This is a genomic window from Paramicrobacterium humi (genome assembly GCF_900105715.1).
Taxonomy (GTDB): Bacteria; Actinomycetota; Actinomycetes; order Actinomycetales; family Microbacteriaceae; genus Paramicrobacterium; species Paramicrobacterium humi.
On record NZ_FNRY01000001.1, the window covers coordinates 506839 to 530620 of the forward strand.

Annotated in this window: 22 protein-coding genes; 14 read left to right on the forward strand and 8 right to left on the reverse strand. The window is 68.4% G+C overall.

All coding sequences use genetic code 11. The features are described from left to right. Window positions 1–23 precede the first annotated feature (23 nt). The 5 genes from xylB (at window position 24) to BLV49_RS02505 (ending at window position 5812) form a co-directional block, all read left to right on the forward strand. On the forward strand, window positions 24–1418 hold the full coding sequence (gene xylB, locus BLV49_RS02485) for a xylulokinase (RefSeq protein WP_091179485.1): 1395 nt from the start codon (window positions 24–26) through the stop codon (window positions 1416–1418). 57 nt (window positions 1419–1475) lie between these two features. Further along, the gene (locus tag BLV49_RS02490) at window positions 1476–2537 is read left to right on the forward strand and encodes a LacI family DNA-binding transcriptional regulator (RefSeq protein ID WP_091179487.1); all 1062 of its coding nucleotides are present in this window, start codon (window positions 1476–1478) and stop codon (window positions 2535–2537) included. 111 nt (window positions 2538–2648) lie between these two features. Continuing rightward, the gene (locus BLV49_RS02495; protein WP_091179489.1) at window positions 2649–3929 is read left to right on the forward strand and encodes an ABC transporter substrate-binding protein; all 1281 of its coding nucleotides are present in this window, start codon (window positions 2649–2651) and stop codon (window positions 3927–3929) included. A 63-nt stretch (window positions 3930–3992) separates the two neighbouring features. Next, window positions 3993–4883 (forward strand): carbohydrate ABC transporter permease, encoded by an 891-nt coding sequence (locus BLV49_RS02500; protein ID WP_091179491.1) that lies wholly within the window; start codon window positions 3993–3995, stop codon window positions 4881–4883. Then, entirely contained in the window at window positions 4880–5812 is a 933-nt protein-coding gene (locus tag BLV49_RS02505; RefSeq protein WP_091179493.1) for a carbohydrate ABC transporter permease, read from the forward strand. The genes BLV49_RS02500 and BLV49_RS02505 overlap by 4 nt, the downstream gene beginning before the upstream one ends. A gap of 76 nt (window positions 5813–5888) precedes the next feature. On the opposite strand, the gene BLV49_RS02510 is transcribed toward BLV49_RS02505, so the two are convergent. The 5 genes from BLV49_RS02510 to BLV49_RS02530 all read right to left on the reverse strand — a co-directional run bounded on the left by BLV49_RS02510 (window position 5889) and on the right by BLV49_RS02530 (window position 10973). Then, a complete protein-coding gene (locus BLV49_RS02510; protein WP_091179496.1) occupies window positions 5889–6791 on the reverse strand; it encodes a carbohydrate ABC transporter permease in 903 nt (300 codons plus the stop codon). Beyond that, window positions 6788–7765, reverse strand: a complete 978-nt coding sequence (locus BLV49_RS02515) for a carbohydrate ABC transporter permease (protein ID WP_091179498.1) — start codon at window positions 7763–7765, stop codon at window positions 6788–6790. Before BLV49_RS02515 ends, BLV49_RS02510 begins: the two co-directional genes overlap by 4 nt. Window positions 7766–7779: 14 nt before the next feature. Then, on the reverse strand, window positions 7780–9195 hold the full coding sequence (gene ngcE / locus BLV49_RS02520; protein ID WP_091179500.1) for an N-acetylglucosamine/diacetylchitobiose ABC transporter substrate-binding protein: 1416 nt from the start codon (window positions 9193–9195) through the stop codon (window positions 7780–7782). 75 nt (window positions 9196–9270) lie between these two features. Then, window positions 9271–10026: a sugar isomerase domain-containing protein gene (locus BLV49_RS02525; RefSeq protein WP_091179502.1), complete on the reverse strand. Its 756-nt coding sequence runs from the start codon at window positions 10024–10026 to the stop codon at window positions 9271–9273. Continuing rightward, window positions 10023–10973, reverse strand: coding sequence for a MurR/RpiR family transcriptional regulator (locus BLV49_RS02530; RefSeq protein WP_091179504.1), 951 nt, complete (start codon window positions 10971–10973; stop codon window positions 10023–10025). Before BLV49_RS02530 ends, BLV49_RS02525 begins: the two co-directional genes overlap by 4 nt. A 101-nt stretch (window positions 10974–11074) precedes the next feature. On the opposite strand from BLV49_RS02530, the gene BLV49_RS02535 reads away from it, so the two are divergent. From BLV49_RS02535 to BLV49_RS02575, 9 genes are all read left to right on the forward strand, one after another. Next, entirely contained in the window at window positions 11075–12055 is a 981-nt protein-coding gene (locus BLV49_RS02535; RefSeq protein ID WP_091179508.1) for an N-acetylglucosamine kinase, read from the forward strand. 288 nt (window positions 12056–12343) lie between these two features. After that, window positions 12344–13372, forward strand: a complete 1029-nt coding sequence (locus tag BLV49_RS02540) for a LacI family DNA-binding transcriptional regulator (RefSeq protein ID WP_091179510.1) — start codon at window positions 12344–12346, stop codon at window positions 13370–13372. A 146-nt stretch (window positions 13373–13518) separates the two neighbouring features. Beyond that, window positions 13519–14643 carry a Gfo/Idh/MocA family protein gene (locus tag BLV49_RS02545; protein WP_091186650.1) on the forward strand — a complete coding sequence of 375 codons (1125 nt, stop codon included), beginning with the start codon at window positions 13519–13521 and terminating at the stop codon, window positions 14641–14643. Window positions 14644–14651: 8 nt separating this feature from the next. Continuing rightward, complete coding sequence (locus tag BLV49_RS02550) at window positions 14652–15812, forward strand: dihydrodipicolinate synthase family protein (protein WP_091179512.1); 1161 nt, start codon at window positions 14652–14654, stop codon at window positions 15810–15812. Continuing rightward, window positions 15809–16693 (forward strand): sugar phosphate isomerase/epimerase family protein, encoded by an 885-nt coding sequence (locus BLV49_RS02555; protein WP_091179514.1) that lies wholly within the window; start codon window positions 15809–15811, stop codon window positions 16691–16693. Before BLV49_RS02550 ends, BLV49_RS02555 begins: the two co-directional genes overlap by 4 nt. 32 nt (window positions 16694–16725) lie before the next feature. Continuing rightward, on the forward strand, window positions 16726–17496 hold the full coding sequence (locus tag BLV49_RS02560; RefSeq protein ID WP_091179516.1) for a sugar phosphate isomerase/epimerase family protein: 771 nt from the start codon (window positions 16726–16728) through the stop codon (window positions 17494–17496). A 32-nt stretch (window positions 17497–17528) separates the two neighbouring features. Next, window positions 17529–17801, forward strand: coding sequence for an ArsR/SmtB family transcription factor (locus BLV49_RS02565; RefSeq protein WP_091179518.1), 273 nt, complete (start codon window positions 17529–17531; stop codon window positions 17799–17801). 4 nt (window positions 17802–17805) lie between these two features. Then, window positions 17806–18201 (forward strand): VOC family protein, encoded by a 396-nt coding sequence (locus BLV49_RS02570; RefSeq protein WP_091179520.1) that lies wholly within the window; start codon window positions 17806–17808, stop codon window positions 18199–18201. Window positions 18202–18367: 166 nt separating this feature from the next. After that, the gene (locus BLV49_RS02575) at window positions 18368–19735 is read left to right on the forward strand and encodes a L,D-transpeptidase family protein (RefSeq protein WP_091179521.1); all 1368 of its coding nucleotides are present in this window, start codon (window positions 18368–18370) and stop codon (window positions 19733–19735) included. Between the two features lie 54 nt (window positions 19736–19789). Here the strand turns inward: BLV49_RS02575 and BLV49_RS02580 are convergent, their stop codons facing one another. From BLV49_RS02580 to BLV49_RS02590, 3 genes are read right to left on the reverse strand one after another with little or no spacing between them, the layout of a single operon-like run. Then, window positions 19790–21370, reverse strand: a complete 1581-nt coding sequence (locus BLV49_RS02580; RefSeq protein ID WP_091179523.1) for a xylulokinase — start codon at window positions 21368–21370, stop codon at window positions 19790–19792. 58 nt (window positions 21371–21428) lie between these two features. Next, window positions 21429–22946: an L-arabinose isomerase gene (gene araA / locus BLV49_RS02585; protein WP_091179525.1), complete on the reverse strand. Its 1518-nt coding sequence runs from the start codon at window positions 22944–22946 to the stop codon at window positions 21429–21431. Continuing rightward, window positions 22939–23682: an L-ribulose-5-phosphate 4-epimerase gene (locus BLV49_RS02590; RefSeq protein ID WP_091179527.1), complete on the reverse strand. Its 744-nt coding sequence runs from the start codon at window positions 23680–23682 to the stop codon at window positions 22939–22941. The genes araA and BLV49_RS02590 overlap by 8 nt, the downstream gene beginning before the upstream one ends. Window positions 23683–23782 lie beyond the last annotated feature (100 nt).

Here is a 23782-nt window from a genome sequence, read left to right on the forward strand (position 1 = left end):
AACCTAATCCGAGAAGGACAGACATGACGCTCGTCGCCGGTGTCGATTCGTCGACGCAGAGCTGCAAGATCGTGATTCGGGATGCCGAGACGGGTGCCCTCGTGCGGCGAGGCCGCGCCTCGCACCCCGAGGGCACCGAAGTGGCTCCCGCCACGTGGTGGGACGCGCTGCAGGCGGCGATCGCCGACGCGGGCGGACTCGACGACGTCGCGGCGATCTCCGTGGCCGGGCAGCAGCACGGCATGGTCGTCCTCGACGAGGACGGCCGCGTCATCCGCGACGCGCTGCTCTGGAACGACACGCGCAGCGCGCAGGCGGCACGCGATCTCATCAGCGAGGTCGGCGCCGACGAGTATGCGCGCCGGGTCGGCGTCGTGCCCGTCGCGTCGTTCACGGCGACGAAGCTGCGCTGGCTGCGCGACGCGGAGCCCGAGAACGCCGCCCGCGTCGCCGCTGTCGCCCTCCCCCACGACTGGCTGACCTGGCGGCTGCGCGGCTTCGGCCCCCGAGAAGAGTCCCCGCTCGGCCCCGTGCTCGACGAGCTCACGACCGACCGATCGGATGCCTCGGGAACGGCGTACTGGTCGGCGGAGACGAACGCCTACGATCTCGAGCTGTTCGAGCGCGCGCTCGGGCACGCGGCGGTGCTGCCTCGGGTCCTCGGACCCGGAGAGTCGGCGGGCACGACGCCCGACGGCCTCGTAGTCGGGCCGGGCGCCGGCGACAACGCGGGAGCCGCACTCGGCGTCGGCGCAAGCTCGGGAGACGTCGTCGTCTCGATCGGCACCTCGGGGACCGTCTTCGCCGTCACCGACACACCCTCGCGCGACGCCAGCGGAACCGTAGCCGGCTTCGCCTCCGCGGACGGCGCCTACCTTCCGCTCATCGCCACCCTCAACGCTGCGCGCATCCTCGACGCCATCGCCCGCCTGCTCGGGGTGGACCACGCAGAGCTCGGCGAGCTCGCGCTGCAGGGCGAGCCGGGCGCGCAGGGCCTCGTTCTCCAGCCCTATTTCGAGGGCGAGCGAACCCCGAACCTCCCCGACGCGACAGCGACGCTGTTCGGCATGACTCTCGGCTCGACGACGCGGCCGAATCTCGCGCGCGCCGCGATCGAGGGCCTGCTGTGCGGCCTCGCGGACGGCCTCGAAGCCGTGCGCGGCCAGGGCGTCGAGGCGACGCGGCTGCTGCTGACGGGCGGGGCGGCGCAGAATCCGGCGGTCCAGGCGATCGCCGCGCAGGTCTTCGACGTCCCCGTCGTCATCCCGACGCCGGGCGAATACGTGGCCGACGGCGCGGCCGTTCAGGCCGCGTGGGCCCTCACGGGGGAACGCCCCGCGTGGTCGATCTCCATCGCGGCAGAGCCGGTCGCCGACTTCCGGGAGCACATCCGCGCGAACTACGCCGCGCGACGCTAGTGCCGCGCCGCGGCCGGTCTTGGTAACGTTCCCTTGAACCGATCGCAGGGAGCACCGATGCCACTCGACGACGAGGCTGCGCCGTCGCACGGCCAGCAGCCGACAATGAAGCACGTCGCCGCGCACGCGGGCGTCGGACTGTCGACGGTGTCCCGCGTCGTCAACGGCGATCCGCACGTGAGCGAGGCGAAGACGGCCGCCGTTCTGCGCGCGATCGCCGAGCTCGGCTACCGGCGCAACGAGTCGGCCCGGCAGTTGCGAATGGGAGCGACGGCGACGATCGGCCTCGTCATCGAAGACGTCACCGACCCGTTCTTCTCCCAGCTGACCGAGGCCGTCGAAGACGTCGCTCGCGATCGTGAGTCGATGCTGTTCGTCGGCTCGTTCCGCCGCGACCTCGACCGGGCCAGGCAGGTCGTGCTGTCGTTGTGCGCCCGCCGACTCGAGGGACTCGTCGTCACGCCCGCGGAGGGCGGCGATCTGGGCTATCTCAAAGCGGAGATCGACGCGGGCATCCCGATGGTGTTCGTCGACCGGCCCGCGCCGGGGAACATCGCCGACGCCGTCGTCACCGACAATCGCACGAGTTGCCGGGCGGGCGTCGCGCACGTGATCGCGCACGGGCACCGGCGCATCGCCTGCCTCACCGACCGCGCGCACCTCTACACGACGGTCGAACGCGTCGCGGGCTACCGGGACGCACTCGAATCAGCGGGAATCGCCTTCGACCCGGCGCTCGTGCACTCCGCCGTCCCGGACGAGGGCAGCCACGGCCCCGCGCTCATCCGGATGCTCGAGGGGAACGACCCGCCCACGGCGGTGTTCACCGCCAACAACCGGACGAGCATCAGCGTCCTGCGTGCCCTCGCCGAGCTCCCTGGAGGCGCACGGCCGGCCATGCTCGGCTTCGACGACCTCGAACTCGCCGGCGAGCTGTCGCCGGGGCTCTCCGTCATCGCGCAGGATCCGCGCGCGATGGGCCGCATCGCGACCGAGCAGCTGTTCGAGCGCCTCGACGGCTTCGACGGCCCGGCGCGCACGACCCTGCTGCCCGCGCGCCTGCGCATGCGCGGCTCCGCCGAGGCGCCTCCCGGCCTCTCGCTCGCCCACTCCTCTTGATCACGATTCGATAAGCACCGGCGCCCTTCCCTTGCGTTTGGTAACGTTTCCATCGTTGAATGGCACAACCGATTCGTTCGGCATCCGCACCGTTCCAATGGAGGAAGCACAATGCGCAAGAGTATGTCCGTTCTCGCCGGCGCGCTCGCCGTCGGCCTCGCCCTCACGGGGTGCTCGTCAGGAGGAGGGTCCAACGGCTCGGACCCGAAGGACCCCAACCAGGTCGAAGTCTTCACGTGGTGGGCCTCCGGCTCGGAGAAGGTCGGCCTCGACGCCCTCGTCAAGGTCTTCAACGAGCAGTACCCCGACATCGAATTCATCAACGCGGCCGTCGCCGGCGGGGCCGGCTCGAACGCGAAGGCAGCGCTCGCGTCCCGCCTCGAGGCGAGCAACCCGCCCGACACGTTCCAGGCGCACGCGGGAGCCGAGCTCTCCGACTACATCGCGGCAGACCAGCTGCAGGATCTCAGCAGCCTGTACGACGACCTCGGCCTCACCGATGTGTTCCCCGACAGCTTGATCGAGCGGCTCACCGTCGACGGCAAGATCTACTCGGTGCCGAGCAACATCCACCGCGCGAACGTCACGTGGGTGAACACCGAAGTGCTCAAGGGCGCCGGCATCGACCCGACGAAGGCGCCCGCCGACATCGACGCGTGGATCGCCGACCTGCAGAAGCTCAAGGACTCGGGCGTCGACTCGCCGCTCGCGCTCGGCACGGAGTGGACGCAGATGCAGCTGCTCGAGAACGTGCTCATCGCCGACCTCGGCGCCGACGGCTACGGCGGCCTCTGGGACGGCTCGACGAAGTGGGACAGCCCGGAGGTCAAGAAGGCCGTCGGCCAGTACGACCAGCTGCTCGACTTCGTGAACAGCGACTACACGGGTCTCGACTGGGATGCCGCCACGCAGATCCTCATCGACGGCAACGCCGGCTACAACGTCATGGGCGACTGGGCCGAGGCCGCGTTCACGCAAGCGGGCCAGACGTGGGGAACCGAGTACACGACGTGGCCGACCCCGGGCACCGACGGCATCTTCGACTTCCTCGCCGACTCGTTCACGCTGCCGAAGGGCGCGCCCCACGAGAAGGCCGCGAAGGACTGGCTGACCACCATCAGCTCGGAAGAGGGCCAGAAGGCGTTCAACGTCGCGAAGGGCTCGATCCCGGCGCGCACCGACGCCGACCCCGCCGACTACGGCGACTACCAGAAGACCGCCATCGACTCGTTCGCGAACGACACGATCGTCAGCTCCCTCGCCCACGGCGCGGCCGCCTCGATCGCATGGTCGGGCGACATCTCCTCGGCGGTGGGCAAGTTCGGCTCCGACCGCGACCAGGACGCGCTGATCACGGCGCTCGTCGCAGCCGCCGACAAGGCGCTGTCGTAGGAAACCCCGACGCGGGGCCCGCGGCGCAGCGCCGCGGGCCCCGCACGTGAGGAGGCGCGACTCGTGCGCAAAGGCATTCGCAACTGGGGACCGCCGGTCCTGCTGCTGTCCCCCAGCCTGATCCTCGTCGCGATCTTCGTCTACGGACTGATCGCCGCGAACATCCAGGTGTCGATGACCGACCGGCACTCCCTCGCCGCGGAGGGCTCGTTCGTCGGCATCCAGAACTACATTCAGCTGCTCACCGAGAGCCGCTTCCTGCACTCGCTGCTGAACCTGGCCGTGTTCACCGTCGTGTTCATCGCCGGAACGATGGTGTTCGGGTTCATCTGGGCCTGGCTGCTCGACAAGGGAGTCAAGGCCGAGGGCGTGTTCCGCTCGGTGTACCTCTTCCCCATGGCCGTCTCGTTCGTGGCATCCGGTGTCGTCTGGCGCTGGCTGCTCAACAGCGCCGAGGGCGATCGCGCCTCGGGCCTCAACCGCATGCTCGAGACCATCGGCCTCGGCTTTCTGCAGAACTCGTGGTGGAACGAGCCGATCTGGGGCATGGCCGCGATGGCGATGCCCGCGATCTGGCAGCTCTCCGGCTACATCATGGCCCTGTTCCTCGCCGGCTTCCGCGGCATCCCCGACGAACTCCGTGAGGCCGCGCGCATGGACGGCGCGAGCGAGTGGAAGCTGTACCGCCACGTCATCTTCCCGCAGCTGAGCCCCGTCGCCCTGTCGGCGCTCATCATCGTCAGCCACATGTCGCTCAAGGTCTTCGACCTGATCATGGCGGTCACGAAGGCGATCTACCAGACCGAGGTCCCGGCGACCTACATGTGGGTCGCGCTCACCTCGAACGACTACGCGAAGGCCGCGGCTATCGCGACGGTGCTGCTGATCATCGCGTCGCTGTTCATCGTGCCGTACCTCATCCACACCTCGCGCGAAGAGAGGAAGTCGCGATGACCGAGACAGTGACTCCGGCCGTCTCGACGGAGCTCGAGCGGTCAACGGGCTCGAGCGCCACGCCGGCGGGCCGTACCGGCAAGGTCGTGCTCACCCGCACGGTCAAGTACGTGCTGCTCCTGCTGTTCGTGATCGTCGTGCTCATGCCGGTGTACGTGCTCATCGTCACGAGCCTCAAGCCGCCCGCCGACGTGAACCCCGAGTCGTCGTGGGGGCTGCCGCTTCGCTGGCCGTGGGAGAGCGTGAACGGCGGACCCACCGGGTTCGACAACTGGGCGGTCGCGTGGGATGCCCTCGCGGCATCCATCGGTCGTACCTTCCTGCTCGCGATTCCGGCGGCCCTCATCTCGGCGATGCTCGGCTCGATGAACGGCTTCGTGCTGTCCCGCTGGCGGTTCCCGCACGCGAGCCTCGTGTTCACGCTCATCCTGTTCGGCATGTTCATTCCGTACCAGGCGATCATGACGCCGCTCGTCGAGATGAAGACGGCGCTCGGGATGCCGAGCAACATCGTGACGCTGCTCATCGTGCACATCATCTACGGGCTGCCGATCTGCACGCTCATCTTCCGCAACTACTACGAGGGCGTGCCCGTCGAGCTCATGGAGGCCTCGAGGGTTGACGGGGCCGGGATGCTGCGCAGCTACTGGTCGATAATCCTTCCGCTGTCGCTGCCGGGGTTCGTCGTGACGATCATCTGGCAGTTCACGAGCGCGTGGAACGACTTCCTCTTCGCGATGTTCCTCTCGGACGTGCAGGGCGGGCCCGTCTCCCTCTCGCTCAACAACCTCGCGCAGGGCGCCCAGCTCGCGAACTACGGCGCGGCGATGGCCGGTGCGCTGCTCGCCTCGCTGCCGACGCTCGTCGTGTACATCATCCTCGGCAAGTACTTCATCGGCGGTCTCATGAGCGGCTCGGTCAAGAGCTGACGCGGTGCGGAAATGATGACTCCCTCGGCCGGTTCGGCCGAGGGAGTAACTTTGCTAGGCGGTGTGGGGGCGGGATCTATTTCATGGTGCCCTGGGAGACGGATCCCTGCAGCTGACGCTGGAAGATCACGTACACGATGAGCACCGGGACGATCGTGATGATCACGGCGGCGAACAGGGCGCCGAAGTCGACCTGGTAGCCGGCGGACGACGCGAACGCCGCCATGCCCTGGGACAGCACGTAGTTGTCCTTGTTCGTGTTCAGCGCGATCGGCAGCAGGAACTGGTTCCAGAGTCCGAGGAAGTTGAAGATCGCGACGGACGCCATCCCCGGCTTCGCCATCGGGAGCATGACCTGGAAGAACGTCCGCCACTCACTCGCCCCGTCGACGTACGCCGCCTCCTGGATCTCCTCCGGCAGGTTCTTGAAGAACGAGAACAGGAAGAACACGGTGAACGGCAGAGCAAACGCGACGTACGTGACGATGAGCCCGGGGAGGCTGTTGAGCAGCCCCATGTTCCGGAGGATGAAGAACAGGGGAACGATCGCGAGGAACGGAGGGAACGTCAGGCCTGCGAGCATGAGGTAGTAGATCACCCTGCTGCCCGGGAACGTGAAGCGTGCGAGGACGTACGCGCACATCGCGCCGAGCACCATGACGATGACGAGCGCACAGCCCACCACGATGACGGTGTTGAAGAACATCCGCCCGATCTCGTGCTGGCTCCAGGCCGAGATGTAGTTCGTCAGGTCCCAGTGCGAGGGCAAGCCGAACGGCGAGGCGAAGATCTCCCGCGTCGACTTGAAGGACGTCATGAGCGTCCACAGCATCGGCAGCACGACGATGAGCGACCAGATGACGAGCATCGTGTGCGACAACGTGCCGACGACCTTGTCGCCCGTCGACAGCTTCGGCTTGCGCAGGTCGCGCCCGAGGTCGTCCTTGTTGTGTTTGCGTGTCAGGGTCGCATTGCTCATCGTCGACCTCCGTCGTCTTTGCCGCCGGCGAAGTGGTTCACGATGAACACGATCGCGGCGAACAGCAGCGTGATGACGGCGAGCACAACGCCCATGGCTGTGGCGAGTCCGAACTTGCCCTGCGTGAACGCGGTGCGGAACAGGTACTGCGGCATCACGAGTGTCGTGTTGTCGGGGCCGCCGCCGGGATTGAGCGCCTGCATGTAGACGAAGGCGTCGAGCGCCATGATCCCGATGTAGATATACGCCGTCTGGATGTTGTCGCGGATCAACGGGATGGTGATCGATACCGCAGTCCGGAACCTGCTGGCGCCGTCGAGGCGAGCGGCCTCATACGTTTCCGCGGGGATGCCCTTGATCGCCGCGATGAACAGCACCATGTAGAAGCCGACGAAGCCCCAGATGATGACGAAGATCGAAGCGCCCATGGCCGTGCGCGCATCGCCGAGCCAGGGGAACTGGTCGAACATGTCGAGCCCGAAAAGCTTGAGGATTCCGTTGAACAGGCCTCCAGGGGCGAGAATCTGGCCCCACATGAGGCCGATGATGATCGCGGGGATGACGTAGGGGAAGAATGACACGACCCGGTAGAAGCTCGATCCTTTGAGCCCGCGGGTCTGGCCGTGGCTCGCGCCGCCGACCGTGATGAGCGTTGCGAAGAGCAGCGCAAGGGAGAGCGTGACCAGAGGCACGACGATCGCGAGCAGGATGTTGTTCCCCATCGCCTGCATGAACGTGTCGTTCTGGAAGAGTCTGATGTAGTTCTCGGCGCCCGTGAAGTCCATCTCGGCCGTGAAGCCGGTCCAGTTCGTCATCGAGTAGTAGATCGCCTGGACGAACGGCGAGATCACGAAGATGACGAAGATCGCCAAGGGAAGTCCGAGGAACACCGCCATGAAGCTCACGTAGTCCACCGTGAGCTTGCGCCGGCGGCGCCGGACGGGCTTTGTCTGCCCGTCCGGCACCACTGACATGACTGTTTCAGCCACTACTTCACTTCAATCTTCTTGATCGAGTCGTCGTTGCGGATCTTGTCGGTGATGTCCTGCAGCGACTTGGTGAGCTTGGCGACGTCCATCTTGCCGTCGAGGAACGAGTTCCAGATGACAAGCTGGTCGGCGTTGGTGCCGTAGAGGTCGACGAAGCCGTGCGTGAAGATGTTGTCTCCCGCCGCGGACAGCATGTCGGTCTGCGACACGAGCGCCGTGGAGCCGAAGCCGTCTTCCGGAACGAGGTCCTTGACGATCGTCGGCGCGAGCTTCTCCTTGCAGAAGTTGGTTGCGGCGTCCTTCGAGAGCATGACGCGCAGCAGCTCCTTGCCGCCTGCGACGTTCTTGCCGTCCTTGGGGACGATGAACGGCTCACCAGCGGCGCTGTGGATGGCTTCGGCCGGCATGGCGGACGACGAGTCGACCGTCGGCGTCGGGAAGCCCTTCATCTTGAAGCCTTCCTTCGTCTGGTCCTTCATCTCGTTCTCGATCCACGACCCGGAGGGGTAGAGGATCGCGGACTCGTCGAGGCTCCACTGCGCCTGCGCGGCCGTGAACTGTGTTCCCGAGCCGCCCGGCTTGATGTAGCCCGCCTTGATGATGTCGTACATGGCGTTGAAGACGTCCTGCACGGCCGGCAGCGACCAGCAGCCTTCCTTCAGGTTCTCGAGCGCGAGACGGACTTCGTCGCCGCCCTGCTTGATGGCGGAGTCGATCGCCATCGTCTGGTAGTACGTGGCGGCTTCCTTGCCCCAGCAGAACAGGTACTTCCCGTCGGCCTTCGCCTTCTCGCCGAGCGACTTCATGTCGGCCCACGTCTTCGGCACGTCCCAGCCCTTCTCTTCGAAGAGGCTTGAGGAGTACCACACGCCGTAGATCGTCAGCACGTAGTTGATGGCCGCGAACTTGTCGCCGAACGTGCCGGGCTTCAGCACCCCGCCGTACAGCGTGTCACGGATCTTCGTGCCCTCGAGGTTCTTGGCGTCGATGACGTCGGTGAGGTCCTCGAGCTGGTCGAGGATCGTGTTGAAGCCGATCGATCCGGCGCCGGAGTTGTCGACGAGGTCAGGCGGGTTGCCGCCGACGAACCGGGGCTGCAGCTCCTGCGCGATCTGTGTCGACGGCGACACCTTGGCGCTGACGCCGTCGTGGTTCTTCTCCAGGATCTTCGCGGCGTACTCGACATAGTCGACGCCGTAGCCGCCATCGAAGATGACGGCGTCGATCGTCGACTTGTCGGCGATGCCGAAGGGGTTGTCAGCGGAGACCGTGCCGGTGGCTCCGCCGCCACCGCCGCCGCCTCCTCCGCCGGTCGCGCACGAGGCGAGGGTGGTGCTGAACGGGATCAGCACCGCTGCTGCGACCGCTCCGCGCAGGATGTTCCTGCGATTGACCGAGACATTCTCGATGTTCATCGTGGTGTCTACCTTCCGTATAGGGGGGTGGTTCGGGTTGGGGATACGTCGAGTCAGCGGGTGGCGACTCGCCCATCAGGCGCTTCGTCGGATCCGATCGCGATACAGATCCTCCAGTGCATGGTTGTGCTCGTCACCTCCTGGAATGTTCGCCGAGATGTACATCGGGGGCACGTCCCCCGAACGGGAAATCTTCTGCGCGACGCCGATCGTGAGCAGCTGCGCAATGAAGGCAGCGGTGATCGACGAGATGGCGCCGGCGCTGACGCCGCCGGCGAGAGTGAGCGTGGCATCTCCGTAGGGGGCGAGGTTGTCGATGACGACGTCGGCGATCTCGCTCAGCCGCTTTCCGCTCGGGTGCTTGGGCTCGACGGCGGCCGTGTGCTCGAGGCTCGTCACCGCGATGACCGGGTGGCCGAGCTGCTTGGCCTTGAGCGCGACGCCGACGATGGAGCCGTTGACGCCCGAGTTCGACGCGATGATGAAGACGTCCTTCTCGCCGATGAGCGACACGTCGAAGAGCTCGTCGACGATCCCCTCTTCGCGCTCGAGCGACGAGCCGCCGAGTTCGTCGACGGACCGGTTCCCGTGCAGCACGACGTCGCGCAGAGCGATGCGGTTCGTGGGAATCAGGCCTCCCGCCCGTCCGGCGATCTCCATCGCGAAGGCCTCGGAGTGGCCCGTTCCGAACGCCTGCACGACGCCCCCGCCGGCGATCGCGGCGACCATGAGGTCGATCGCGCGGTCGAGCTCACCGGCTTCGGCGTTGCGTGCGAGAAGCTCGAGGCGTCGCGTCGCCTCGTGCAGGAATTCGGTGGGTGTTCCGGTCATGGGGCTGGCTCCTCGATGCGAAGGCTGGGACGTCGGCCTTGGCGTGCGGGACGCTGCGGGCGACGGTGGCCGGATACGGCCATGGCGGATGCCGCGAGCTTCGTCGCGGTCTCGGCGAAGTTCTGCTGCGCGACGAGCAGATACAGCATGTCGAGAACGAACAGTTGGGAGTGCTTGGCCGACAGGTCGTCGGGCTGCAGGTACAGGTCGGGCGCCGCGGTGATGATCGTGACGTCCGCGAGAGCGGCGAGAGGGGACTCGGGCGCGTGGGTGACGGCGACCGTGAAGGCGCCCGACGACGCCGCTTGTGAGAGCATCTGGATCGTCTCGTCGGTGCGGCCCGTGTTCGAGATGCCGATCGCCACCGAGTTCTTGCTCTGCAGCGCCGCGCTCGTGAGCCCGCCGTGCACCTCTCCCCAGCAGTGCGCGTTGACGCCGATGCGGTAGAGCCTCGCTTGCAGCTCGCCCGCCATGACGGCGCTGCCGCCGATTCCGTAGATGTCGAGGTGGCGGCAGGTCGCGATCGCCCGCGCGACGGATTCGAGCTCGTCGAGGTCAAGCATGCCGGCCGTCGCCTCGATGCCGCGCACGTGCTCGTTGAGCAGGGTCCGCAGGACCTCGCGCGGCTTGTCCTCGGGATGGAACTCGCGGCCGATGTCGGCCCGCCACGACTCGTGGGCGTCGCCCCGGCCGATGTCGGAGGCCACGCCGACGCGGAACTGGGTGTAGCCGGAGTAGCCGATGAGCTTGCAGAAGCGGGTGACCGTCGCTGCCGACGTCCCGGCCTCCTCGGCGAGCTCGGTGATCGAGAGGTTGATGGGGGCTGCCGGGTTCTCGAGGAGCACGTCCGCGATCTTCGACATCGCGGTCGGCATGACGGGCAGGCTCGCCTGGATCCGGCTCGCAACGGTTCGCCCGTTGTCGGTCGCCGCAGCCTGTGACACCATTGCCCTCATGAAAATCCGTCTCGCCGTTGGGAGATTTGTATGAAAACTATTCTTATTGCGGCGATTGGTCAACTCGGCTCTGTCACGAATAGGTAACGAACATGTATCTCCTGGGCCTCGACGCCGGCGGAACATCCACCCGCGCCACGCTCGTGACAGCGGACGGAACGTGCGTCGGCTACGGGCGCGCGGGCGGCGGAAACCCCATCTCATCGGGGCCGGAGCACGCGGCATCCGAAGTTCTCTCCGCGATCTCGGCGGCGCTTCAACCCGCCGGGGCAGCGCTTTCGGACGTGCGGGTCATCGTGTCCGCGATGGCCGGCAGCAGCACCCACGGGCCGCAGGACTGGCTGCGCGACCCGCTCGTCGAGGGCGGCTTCTCGGGACGCCTCGTGTTCCATTCCGATCTTCTTGCGACGTATTTTTCGGGCACATTTTCACCCGACGGCTACGCCATGGTGTCCGGCACGGGCGCGGCCGTCATTCGTGTGCGCGACGGCGCGATCGAGGCGACCGCCGACGGCCTCGGCTGGCTTCTCGGCGATCGGGGCAGCGGGTACTGGATCGGACATCAGGTCGTGCTCGCGGTCGCCGCCGCGCTGGACTCCCGCGGACCGGCGACGCAGCTCACTCGCCTGCTTCTCGACGCCCTCGGCATCGCGGCGACCGGCCCGCTCGAGCAGGGCCGGCCCGCGGCGCTCGGCGCGCTCATCTCGGCCGTGTACGCGCTGCGCCCCGTTCAGCTCGCCCGGTTCGCTCCGCTCGCCTTCCAGGCCGCGGGCGACCCGGAGGCCGCGCGCATTCTGAGCGACGCGGCGGATCACCTCGCCCACACCGTTCGCGCCGTCGCCACCCCGGCGATCACCGGCCCCCTCGTGATGGGCGGCAGCGTGCTCGCGCAAGCCGGCAACCCCGTGGCGCGCCTCAAGGAGCAGCTCGCCGCGACCGGGTTCGCGCCCGCGATCACACACGTATCGGACGGCGCGGTCGGCTCGGCCATGCTCGCCGTGCGCGAGAGCGGCGTCGACGCGGGCGAGGACATCTTCCGCGCCATCACGCAGAGCATGGCGATGCAGCGCTGACACAGCGGAGAGCGCTGCCACAGCGGCGAGCGCCGCACGATGACACAATGGAAGAAGTCACGAAGGAGCTGCAATGACGATCGAACACATCCTCTTGGCCATCCTCGGCGCAATCGGAGCCGTCGGCGGGATCCTGCTGATCGCCGCCGGCTGGGCCATGGGGCGCGGCAGCTACCGCCGCTGACCACGGCGCTTCCGACGCCGGCCTTCTGACGCCGTCGACCCGGAAACCGCATTCCCTGCGGTGCGGCTCCATGCCACAATGGCTTCAAGCCGACAGGAGCCCGCATGGAAACGACAGCGTCCGTCACTCTTCACGACGTCGCCCGCGAAGCCGGCGTGTCGCTCGCGACAGCGTCGCGCGCGCTCAACGGCAGCTCGCGCAAGGTCGCCGACTCGTACCGCGAGCGCGTGCAGGCCGCAGCCCTCAAGCTCGGCTACACGCCGAACCTCTCGGCGCAGGCCGTCGCGCGCGGCCGCACGAACACGATCGGCCTTCTCGTCGGCGACATCGCCGACCCCTACTTCTCCACGATCGCGGCCGGCGCCATGGCTGCCGCGGCCGAAGCGGGACTCATCGTCACCCTCGCCGTCACCGGTCGTGACGCGGAGACCGAGCTGGAGATCGTGCGCACGCTTCGTGGGCAGCGGCCCCGCGCCCTGCTGCTCGCCGGCTCCCGGTTCGCGGACGCCGAGCGCGAGGCGCAGCTGACGGCGGAGCTGCAGAGCTTCACCGCGACCGGCGGGAACGTCGTGTTCATCAGCCAGGGATCGCTGCCGTTCGCCTCGGTGCAGCTCGACAACTTCGGCGGCGCGAAGGCGCTCGGCGCCGAGCTCGGCGCGCGCGGCTATCGTCGTGTCGCGATCGTCGCCGGACCCGAGACGCTCATCACCTCCGCCGACCGCGTGGCGGGCTTCCGCGCCGGACTCGCCGAGCACGGCGTCGCCGTCGAGACCGGACACGTCGCGCACGCGGACTTCTCGCGCGACGGCGGCTACGATGCGGGCGGGCAGCTCGTGTCCCGCGGGCTCGATGGGATCGAGCTCGTGCTCGCCGCGAGCGACGTGATGGCGATCGGCGCGATGTCGGCGCTGCGCGAGGCCGGCCTCGAGCCAGGCCGCGACATCGGCGTCGCCGGCTTCGACGACATCTCGACCGCGCGCGATGTCACGCCGCCGCTCACGACGGTGGCGATCCCGCTCGAGACGGTCGGCCGCATCGCGGTCGAGCGCGCCCTCGCCGAGGACTACGACGCGGAGGCCTCGATCGTGACGGGCGACGTCGTCGTGCGCTCAAGCACGCCGCGCTCCCGCTGAGCGGGACGCCGGCGCTTCGACCGGCGGCATCCGATTGCCCGATCGCGAAATCTGCCCTACACTCGCTTTAACCCTCGGGTAAACGCTTTCCCGCATTCTTCCGACAGAAAGAGCTTCACGTGTCAGAGTCGACAATCGGCATCATCATGAACGGCGCCTCGGGGCGCATGGGCTACCGCCAGCACCTGCTGCGCTCGATCCTCGCGATCCGCGAGCAGGGCGGCGTGCTGCTCTCGGACGGCAGCCGCGTGCAGGTCGAGCCGATTCTCGTCGGACGCAGCGAAGCCAAGCTCAAGGAGCTGGCCGAGCGTCACGACATCGCCGACTACACGACGGATCTGGATGCCGCTCTCGCGGACGACCACTGGCAGATCTACGCCGACTTCCTCGTCACGAAGGCGCGCGTTCCGGCCCTCAAGAAGGCGATCGCCGCGGGCAAGGCCATCTACACCGAGAAGCCGACGGCCGAGAGCTTCGAAGACGCCCTCGAGCTCGCGCGCCTCGCGAAGGAGGCCGGAATCAAGAACGGCGTCGTGCACGACAAGCTGTACCTCCCGGGGCTGCGCAAGCTCAAGCGGCTCATCGACTCGGGCTTCTTCGGCCGCATCCTCTCGGTGCGCGGGGAGTTCGGCTACTGGGTGTTCGAGGGCGACTGGCAGCCCGCGCAGCGACCCAGCTGGAACTACCGCAGTGAAGACGGCGGCGGCATCATCGTCGACATGTTCCCGCACTGGAACTACGTGCTCGAGAACCTCTTCGGCCGCGTCAAGACCGTCTATGCGCAGACTGCCACGGAGATTCCGGAGCGCGTCGACGAGAACGGCGACGCCTACACGGCGACGGCCGACGACGCCGCATACGCCGTGTTCCAGCTCGATGGCGGCGTCACCGCCCAGCTGAACTCGAGCTGGACGACCCGGGTCAACCGCGACGAGCTCGTCGAGTTCCAGGTCGACGGCACGCACGGCAGCGCCGTCGTCGGGCTGTTCGGCTGCAAGATCCAGCCGCGCAATGCGACGCCGAAGCCCGTGTGGAACCCCGACATCCCCGACACGCACGACTACGACGCCGACTGGATCGAAGTGCCCGACAACGAGGTGTTCGAGAACGGCTTCAAGGTGCAGTGGGAGGAGTTCCTCCGCCACGTGCTCGAGGACGCTCCCAACGAGTACGACTTCCTCTCGGGTGCACGCGGCGTGCTGCTCGCCGAGGAAGGGCTCAAGTCGGCGGCATCCGGCCAGCGCATCGAGCTGCCCGCCGTGAGCATCTGAGGGCAGCCATGACCGATCTCACTCTTCTCGCTGCGGACGGCGCCGTGAGCACCGTCGCGCTTGAGCCGGCGCCCGAGCACCGCAAGCCTGCCGGGCCGCTGCGCTCGCGCGTCGCCTACGCGGCGGCCCACGTGATTCCGAAGCCGTTCGGCGACAACACTCCCGGCCAGCCCGCCGACATCGACTGGGACGCGACGCTCGCGTTCCGCCACCACGTCTGGTCGTGGGGCCTCGGCGTCGCCGACGCCATGGACACTGCCCAGCGCAATATGGGGTTGGATGCCGCCGCCACACGCGAGCTCATCGCGCGCAGCGCCGCCGAGGCGCGGTCGGCGGGCGGCGCCGTCGTGGTGGGCGTGAACACCGATCACGTGGACGACGCGACCCTCTCGCTCGACCAGGTCATCGACGCCTACAAGGAGCAGCTGCACTTCACGGAGGACGCGGGGGCGGGCGTCGTGCTCATGGCGAGCCGGCACCTCGCCCGCGTCGCCACTTCCGCCGCGGACTACGAGCGCGTGTACGGCGAAGTGCTCGCGGCCGCGTCGACGCCCGTGATCCTGCACTGGCTCGGGGAGGCGTTCGACCCCGAGCTGCGCGGCTATTTCGGCGCGGCCGACTGGCCCGCGGCATCCGACACTCTGCTTCGCATCATCGAGAACTCGGCCGGCCGTGTCACGGGCGTGAAGATGAGCCTACTCAAGGCCGAGTCCGAGATCGCGGTGCGCCGCCGGCTGCCGGCTTCGGCGCGCATGTTCACGGGCGACGACTTCAACTACGTCGGCCTCATCGAAGGGGACGACGAGGGCTACTCCGACGCGCTGCTCGGCGCCTTCGCGGCGCTCGCACCGTCGGCGTCCGCCGCGATCCAGGCGCTCGACGCCGGCGAGACCGCGCGCTACGAGCGCATCCTCGGGCCCACCGAGGAGCTGTCGCGGCAGATCTTCACGGCCCCGACCTTCTACTACAAGACCGGCGTGGCGTTCCTGTCGTGGCTCAACGGGCACCAGCAGGCGTTCTCGATGATCGGCGGGATGCACTCGGCGCGCAGCCTGCCGAGCCTCTCGGAGATCGTGCGCCTGGCCAACGCCTCGGGAGCGCTCGAGCGCCCCGAGCTCGCGGCCGCCCGCTGGAACGGCCTTCTCGCACAGAACGGAATCACCGCATGACGCACCCCCGGCTCTCGCTCAACCAGGCGACGATCAAGCACGCGAACCTCGAGCAGGCGCTCGCCGTAACGGCGGCTGCGGGCTACCAGGCGATCGGCACGTGGCGTGAGCCCGTGCAGGAGGTCGGCCTCGCCCGCGCGGCGGCGCTCGTCGCTGACTCGGGCCTTCGCGTCTCGAGCCACTGCCGCGGCGGCTTCTTCACGGTCGCGGAGGGCGCCGAGCGCCGAGCCTCGATCGACGACAACCGCGTCGCGATCGAGGAGACCGCTGCTCTCGCGGCGGCCGGAGCGCCGGGCTCCCGCGCCGTGCTCGTGCTCGTCGCCGGCGGCCTGCCGGACGGCGACCGCGACATCGTCGGCGCGCGCGAGCGCGTACGCGACGCGATCGGCGAGCTCGTCGGCGACGCCGCGTCCGCGGGCGTGCAGCTCGCGATCGAGCCGCTGCACCCGATGTACGCCTCGGACCGCGCCGTGATCTCCACGCTCGGGCAGGCGCTCGACATCGCCGAGCAGTTCCCCGCCGAGGCGGTCGGCGTGATCGTCGACACGTTCCACATCTGGTGGGACCCGCAGGTGCTGCCGCAGATCGCGCGCGCCGGGGCCGGCGGGCGCATCGCGAGCTACCAGGTGTGCGACTGGGCGACGCCGCTTCCCGCCGACGTGCTGCTCTCGCGGCACTACCCGGGCGACGGCGTGATCGACTTCGCCTCGCTCACGCGCGCGGTCGAGGACGCCGGCTACGACGGCGACATCGAGGTCGAGATCTTCAACCAGCAGATCTGGGACACGGATGCCGCGACCGCGGCCGAGCGCACGGCCGAGGCCTTCGAGGCCGCTGTCGCGCCGCACCTTTCCGCGACAACGGCCGTCCGCAGCGCCTAAGCTCAAGGCACCAGCACGAAGGGGGCGTCCACATGATTCGCGCGGGACTGTGCTCGATCACGTTCCGGGCGCTGAGCGCTGACGAGGTCATCGACGTGGCCGCCGGCGCCGGGCTCGAATCGATCGAGTGGGGCGTCGGCGACCGCGGCCACCTCACACCTGGCGACGTGACGACCGCGCGCCGCGTCGGCGAGCGCACGCGCGAAGCGGGCCTCGTCGTCGCCTCGCTCGGCTCCTACTTCCGCTGCCACCCGGGCGACGACGTGACGCCGCTGCTCGACAGCGCCGAGGCGATGGGCGCGCCGCGCATCCGCGTGTGGGCAGGCGAGAAGGGATCGGCTGACACGACGGGGGACGAGCGCGCCGGCATCGTGTCGGCCCTGACGGATGCCGCGACGCGCGCCGCCGACCGCGGCGTCGAGCTCGCGCTCGAGTACCACGGCCGCACCTTGACGGACACGCCGGAGTCCGCTCGCCGGCTGATGGAGGAGACGGCGCACGACAACGTGTCGAGCTACTGGCAGCCCACGCAAGGCGCTGACGACGAGACCGCCCTGGCAGAGCTGGACATCATGGCGCCGTGGGTGTCGACGGTGCACGTGTTCTCGTGGTGGCCCGTCGCCGAGCGGCTGCGCCTGCACGACCGCGAGGCGCTCTGGACGCGCGCGTTCGAGCGCGTGGCAGCCCTCCCCCGCGTGACCGACGCGCTGCTCGAATTCGTCCCGCGCGACGATCCCGCCCTGCTGCGGGAGGAGGCGGAGACGCTGCGGTCGTGGCTGCACGTGGCAGCGGCATCCGATTGACAGGCAAGTGCTTACTTGCCTATTCTTGAGGCATGGCAGACGTGTTCAAGGCGCTCGCTGATCCCACGCGGCGCCTGATCATCGACGAGCTGCTCGACTCCGACGGGCAGTCGCTGTTCGAGCTGTGCGGGCGTCTGACCATGAAGCACGGCACCACGTCCTCGCGGCAGGCGATCTCGCAGCACCTCGCCCTGCTCGAGGAGGCGGGGCTCGTGCGCAGCCACCGGGTGGGACGCACGAAGATCCACAACATCGACACCGCACCGCTGCGCTCGATCGTCGAGCGCTGGAACCTCAAGGACTGATTTCATGCCTCGCATCACCATGACGAGCGTCTTCGTCGACGACCAGGCCCGGGCTCTCGCCTTCTACACCGACGTGCTCGGATTCGTCGTGAAGAACGACATTCCCCTCGGCGAGCACCGCTGGCTCACCGTCGTCGGCGCGGGGGAGCCCGACGGCGTCGAGCTCCTGCTCGAACCGGACGAGCACCCGGCCGCGAAGCAGTACATGCGCGCGCTCGTCGCCGACGGCATCCCGGCCGCGTCGTTCGGCGTCGACGACGTCGAGACGGAGCATGAGCGGCTCTCGGCCGCGGGAGTGCGCTTCACGCAGCAGCCCACGGCGATGGGCCCGGTCGTCACGGCGGTGCTCGATGACACGTGCGGAAACCTCATCCAGCTGACCTCGCCGGCACGGGAATAGAAGCGATCGCCGCACGCCTCCCCTCCCCCGGGTTTCCGCTAGGCGGCGACATCCCTGAGATTGTGCCTGATTCGTGACAGATCTTGCATCTGATGGGCGGTTTGCTCACCTATCATGAGTACTCAGATCGCGCCGGAGGTACGGCGCCTCGTGGGGGACATGTGGAATGACGAAAAAGGGAGCAGTCGCGCCCGGGCGCGGACGCCGCCTGGGGCTGTGGTTCGGGATTCCGGGCGGCCTCATCGTCGCCGGAGCCGCCGCCTGCTCCGTGCTTCTCATCGCCCCCGGCGTGAGCGCGGCCGGAGCGGACCTCAGCTGGCACACCTCGTCATCCGCCGCCGACGCTATCGCGAACAAGCTCGCCTCCACGGAGATCACGATCTCCGGCTATTCCGGTGACTTCACTCTCACCGGCGCCGAGCTCGGCGTCGCGATCGACGAGTCGGCGACTGCCGACGCCGTGCACAGCGAACACGCCCTCTGGAACGTCACCGGCTGGAACAACGGCCCGAGTCCCGTGACCGTCACGATCGACGCCGACAGGGCTCTCGCGAGCCTGCGGTCGCTCGACTCGACGGTGTTCACGACCCCCGTCAACGCGGACGTCGCCTACGACGAGAAGGCGGGGAAGTTCACGGTCGTCGACGCCTTCGTCGGCACGGGACTGGATTTCAGCGCAATCGCCGCATCCCTCTCCGAGGACTTGAGCGCAGGAGAATCGACGATCTCGGTTCCCGCCCGGTTCAACGACGTCGAGCCGCCCATCACGACGGAGAAGGCGACAGCGGAAGCGGCGATGCTCAACACGCTCATCACGGATGCGCGCTTCGCCGTCAACGACGACACCGCCGTCGCCCTCGACCCGAAGCTCGTGGCCTCCTGGCTCACCGTCGACGCGACCGAGGACGACTTCACGGTCACCGCGGACGAGGATGCGATCGCCGCGTTCGTGAAGACGCTCCCCGAGAAGGTCGACCGGAAGGTCGTGGACGAGAAGATCGTCACGAACTCGAAGGGCGACCACTTGCGCACGGTGCAGGAGGGCGAGGACGGCTGGACGCTCGCGTCGACCGACGGAATCGCGTCGGCCTTCGCCGAGCAGCTCGCCGCCGGAAACGGCGTCTATCAGCTCACCGTCGACGTGGTTCCCGCGCAGACGAAGGAGCTCTACCGGCACATCGAGGTCGACAAGAGCGCCGGCAAGACGATCCTGTACGAGAACGGCAAGGTCGTCGCGACCTACGCCGTGGCGATCGGCAAGCCGTCGACTCCGACCGACATCGGCCACTTCACCGTGTACGGGCAGCTCACGAAGCAGGACATGGGCTGCGTGCCGGGCTTCGACTACTGCACGAAGAACGTGCCGTGGGTCACCTACTTCAACGGAGACCAGGGCTTCCACGGCACCTACTGGCACCACAACTTCGGCGCCGGCGCCATGATGAGCCACGGCTGCGTCAACATGACCATCGCGGCGGCGAAGGACGTGTACTACTTCGCGCAGACCGGAACCGAGGTGTGGGTGCACCCGTGACCTCGAGATGCGCCCGGTGAGCCGCGAGCGCCCCTGCGCCGGAGGGCGCCGAGGTCAGAGCGCCTCGACCGCGGCAGCCTCGATGGCGAGTCCCGCACGGTACCGCTCGAGGTAGTCGGCGAAGCCGGCGACGTCGGCAGCGTCGGGGTTCGCGATGTCGAAGGTCGCGTCGGCGAACACATGCTCGTCGAGGAAGACCGACAGCTCCAGGTCCCGACCGAGGGACGCCGCGAGCACGGCGATCCCCCACGCCCCGCCCTCAGCGGCGGCGTCACCGACAGCGACCGGGGCGTCGAGTGCTGCCGCGAGGAAGCGCTGTGCCACTCCGGCCGTGCGGAACATGCCGCCGTGCGCGAACATCCGGTCGAGCGCGACGCCTTCCGCGTCGAGCACGCGCATGCCGAGCGCGAGCGTGCCGAAGACGCCGTACAGCTGTGCGCGCATGACGTTCGCGAGCGTGAAGCGGCTCTCCGGGGAGCGCACGAAGAGCGGGCGTCCCGCGGTGAGGCCCGCGATCGGCTCACCGGCGAGGTGATTGTAGGCGAGCAGTCCCCCGGCATCCGGTTCGCCGTCGAGCGCCTCCCGGAACAGCACGTCGAATGTCGCATCCGCGTCGATCGTCGATCCTGCCGCTGCCGCGAACCGGCCGAACAGGGAGACCCACGCGGCGAGCTCGCTCGCGCCGTTGTTGCAGTGCACCATCGCGACCGCGTCGCCGGCCGGCGTCGTGACGAGGTCGAGCTCTTCGTGCGCGTGCTGCAGCGGCCGTTCGAGCACGACCATCGCGAAGATGCTCGTGCCGGCGCTGACGTTTCCTGTACGAGGCGCGACAGCGTTCGTCGCGACCATGCCCGTGCCCGCATCACCCTCGGGCGGGCACAGCGGGATTCCGGGGCGAAGGGTCCCGGTGGGGTCGAGAAGCGCGGCGCCGTCGGTCGTGAGCGTGCCGGCCTCCTGTCCCGCGACGAGCACTTCCGGGAGCAGGCTGCGCAGCGGCGCGGGGGCTCGCCCGGCCGCGAGTTCGTCGTAGCGGGAGACGAAGCTCGCGTCGTAGTCGCGGGTGGCGGAGTCGATCGGGAACATTCCCGACGCGTCGCCGACCCCGAGCACACGGCGTCCCGTGAGCTTCCAGTGCACGTACCCGGCGAGAGTCGTGAAGAAGTCGACGTCGCCGACGTGGGCTTCCCCGTCGGTGATGGCCTGGTGCAGGTGCGCGATGGACCAGCGCAGCGGGATGTTGACGCCGAAGAGAGCCGAGAGCTCCGCTGCGGCGACGCTCGTGTTCGTGTTCCGCCACGTGCGGAACGGGACGAGCAGGCCGCCGTCGGCGTCTACAGCGAGGTAGCCGTGCATCATGCCGGAGATCCCCAGTGCGCCGACGGTGTCGAGGACGACGCCGTGCCGCTTCTTCGTGCTCGCGGCGAGGTCCGCGAATGCCGCCTGCAGCCCCGACCACACGTCGTCGAGCGAGTACGTCCACAACCCGTCGACGTAGGAGTTCTCCCACGCATGCGAGCCGTCGGCGAGCACCGTGGCGGGGTCGTCGGCGTCCACGAGGCAGGCTTTGATGCGCGTGGAGCCGAGCTCAATGCCCAGCGCTGTGCGGCCTTCGCGGATCTTGTCGGCGGCGTTCATCGGTGATCGTCCCTTTCTTGCCCGTACACACTCTGTAAGCGAGCTTAGAGTGCCCGGATCAGAATCCCTGCGCGAGCCGGTAGTACGCGTTGTTCCAGCGCACCTGGTTCTTGAAGCCCTCGACCGTTGTTCCCTCGTCGATGACGAGCAGCTCCGTCCCGGCGATCTCGGCGAAGTCGCGGAACACGTCGACGCCGATCGCCGTCGACATGACGGTGTGATGCGCGGCGCCGGCCGTGAGCCAGGCGGTTGTGCTCGTCGTGAAGTCGGGGGCCGGCTTCCACACGGCACGGCCGACGGGGAGGTTCGGCAGGTCCTCGAGCGGGTCGACGACCTCGACCGCGTTCGCAACGAGACGGAACCGGTCGCGCATGTCGCTCATCGCGACGACGACGGCGGGTCCGGGCTTCGCGTTGAAGACGAGTCGGACGGGATCGTCCTTGCCGCCGATCCCGAGCGGATGCACCTCGAGCGACGCGCGCTGATCGGTGAGGCTCGGGCTCACTTCGAGCATGTGCGCGCCGAGAATGAGCTCGTTGCCGGGCTCGAGGTGGTACGTGTAGTCCTCCATGAGCGAGGCGCCGCCGGGGAGGCCGGCGCCCATCACGGCGGCGGCGCGCACGAGCACCGCCGTCTTCCAGTCGCCTTCCGCGCCGAAGCCATAGCCCTCGGCCATGAGCCGCTGCACGCCGAGGCCGGGAAGCTGCGTGAGCGAGCCGAGATCCTCGAACGAGGTCGTGAAGGCGCCGAAGCCGCCGCCCTCGAGGAACGAACGCAGCCCGAGCTCGATCGCCGCGCCGTCGCGCAGCGACTGGTGGCGGTCTCCGCCGCGGCGCAGTTCGGCAGCGACGTCGTAGAGATCCTCGTATTCGGCGACGAGATCGTCGATGTCGGATGCCGCTGCCGCGTCGACCGCGTCGGCGAGCTCGTTCACGCCCCACGTATTGACCTGAACGCCGAAGCGCAGCTCGGCCTCGGTCTTGTCGCCCTCGGTGACGGCGACGTAGCGCATGTTGTCGCCGAAGCGCGCGAGCTTGAGCTCGTGCACGGCGGCCCAGCCGGCCGCGGCGCGCTGCCACGTGCCGACCTGCGCCTGCACGGCCGGGTTGGACACGTGACCCACGACGGTCTTGCGGGCGACCCCGAGCCGGGTCTGGATGTAGCCGAACTCGCGGTCGCCGTGCGCCGCCTGGTTGAGGTTCATGAAGTCGAAGTCGATCTCGCCCCATGGCAGGTCGACGTTCGCCTGCGTGTGAAGGTGCAGCAGCGGCTTGCGCAGCGCGTCGAGTCCCGCGATCCACATCTTCGCGGGGCTGAACGTGTGCATCCAGGCGATGAGGCCGATCACGTTGTCGGCCGCGTTCGCGTCGAGGGCGATGCGGCGGATCTCGTTGGAGCCCGTGAGCACGGGCTTCCACACGATCTTCACCGGCACATCGGCGGCGGCATCCAGCTCTCGGGCGATCGCCTGCGACTGCTCCGCGACCTGGCGCAGGGTCTCTTCCCCGTACAGGTGCTGGCTTCCGGTGAGGAACCAGACCTCGTAGTGGTCGAGCGACGTGGCGAGCTTAGGCATCCGTGTCTCCTTCTGAGTCGTTCTCGGCGGCGAGCGTCCCCTGAGGGTTCTGGCCGTAGACGTTCTGGTACCGGCCATAGAGGGCGTCGATCTTGTCTTGCGGGATGGGCACGACATCGCCGAGCTGACGGGCGATGTGGACGCTGCGCGCCGAGTCCTCGACCATGACCGCGGCTTTGACGGCATCCTTCGCGTCCTTCCCGATCGTGAAGGGGCCGTGGTTCTGCATGAGAACGGCACGCGAACGGTGCCCGCGCAGCGTCTCGACGATGCCCCGCCCGATCGAGTCATCGCCGATCACGGCGAACGGGCCGACGGGGATCTCGCCGCCGAACTCGTCGGCCATGCCCGTGATCACGCACGGGATGGGCTCGGCGCGAGCGGCCCACGCGACGGCGTACGTGGAGTGCGTGTGCACGACGCCTCCGACCTCCGGCATGTTGCGGTAGACGTACGCGTGCGCCGCCGTGTCGCTCGATGGCGAGCGGTCGCTGCCCGGGGTGCCCGGAATGACGTTGCCGTCGAGGTCGCAGAGGATCATGTTCTCGGGAGCGAGCTCGTCGTAGGAGACGCCGCTCGGCTTGATGACGAACAGCTCGGCTCCCGGTACCCGGCCGGAGACGTTGCCGCCCGTCCAGACCACGAGGTTGTAGCGCACGAGCTCGCCGTGCAGCTTGGCGACGTCAGCGCGGACGCGCGCGATGGCGACCTCGACTTCCGGACTGAATGTGCTCATGCGGGGCCTCTCTCGTGAAAGTGCGGACATGGTGGTTCGGATCGGAGCCGACGACGTCGCGCCGCGTCGGTGTTCACGGGAGTGACGGCGTCGTCTCGGA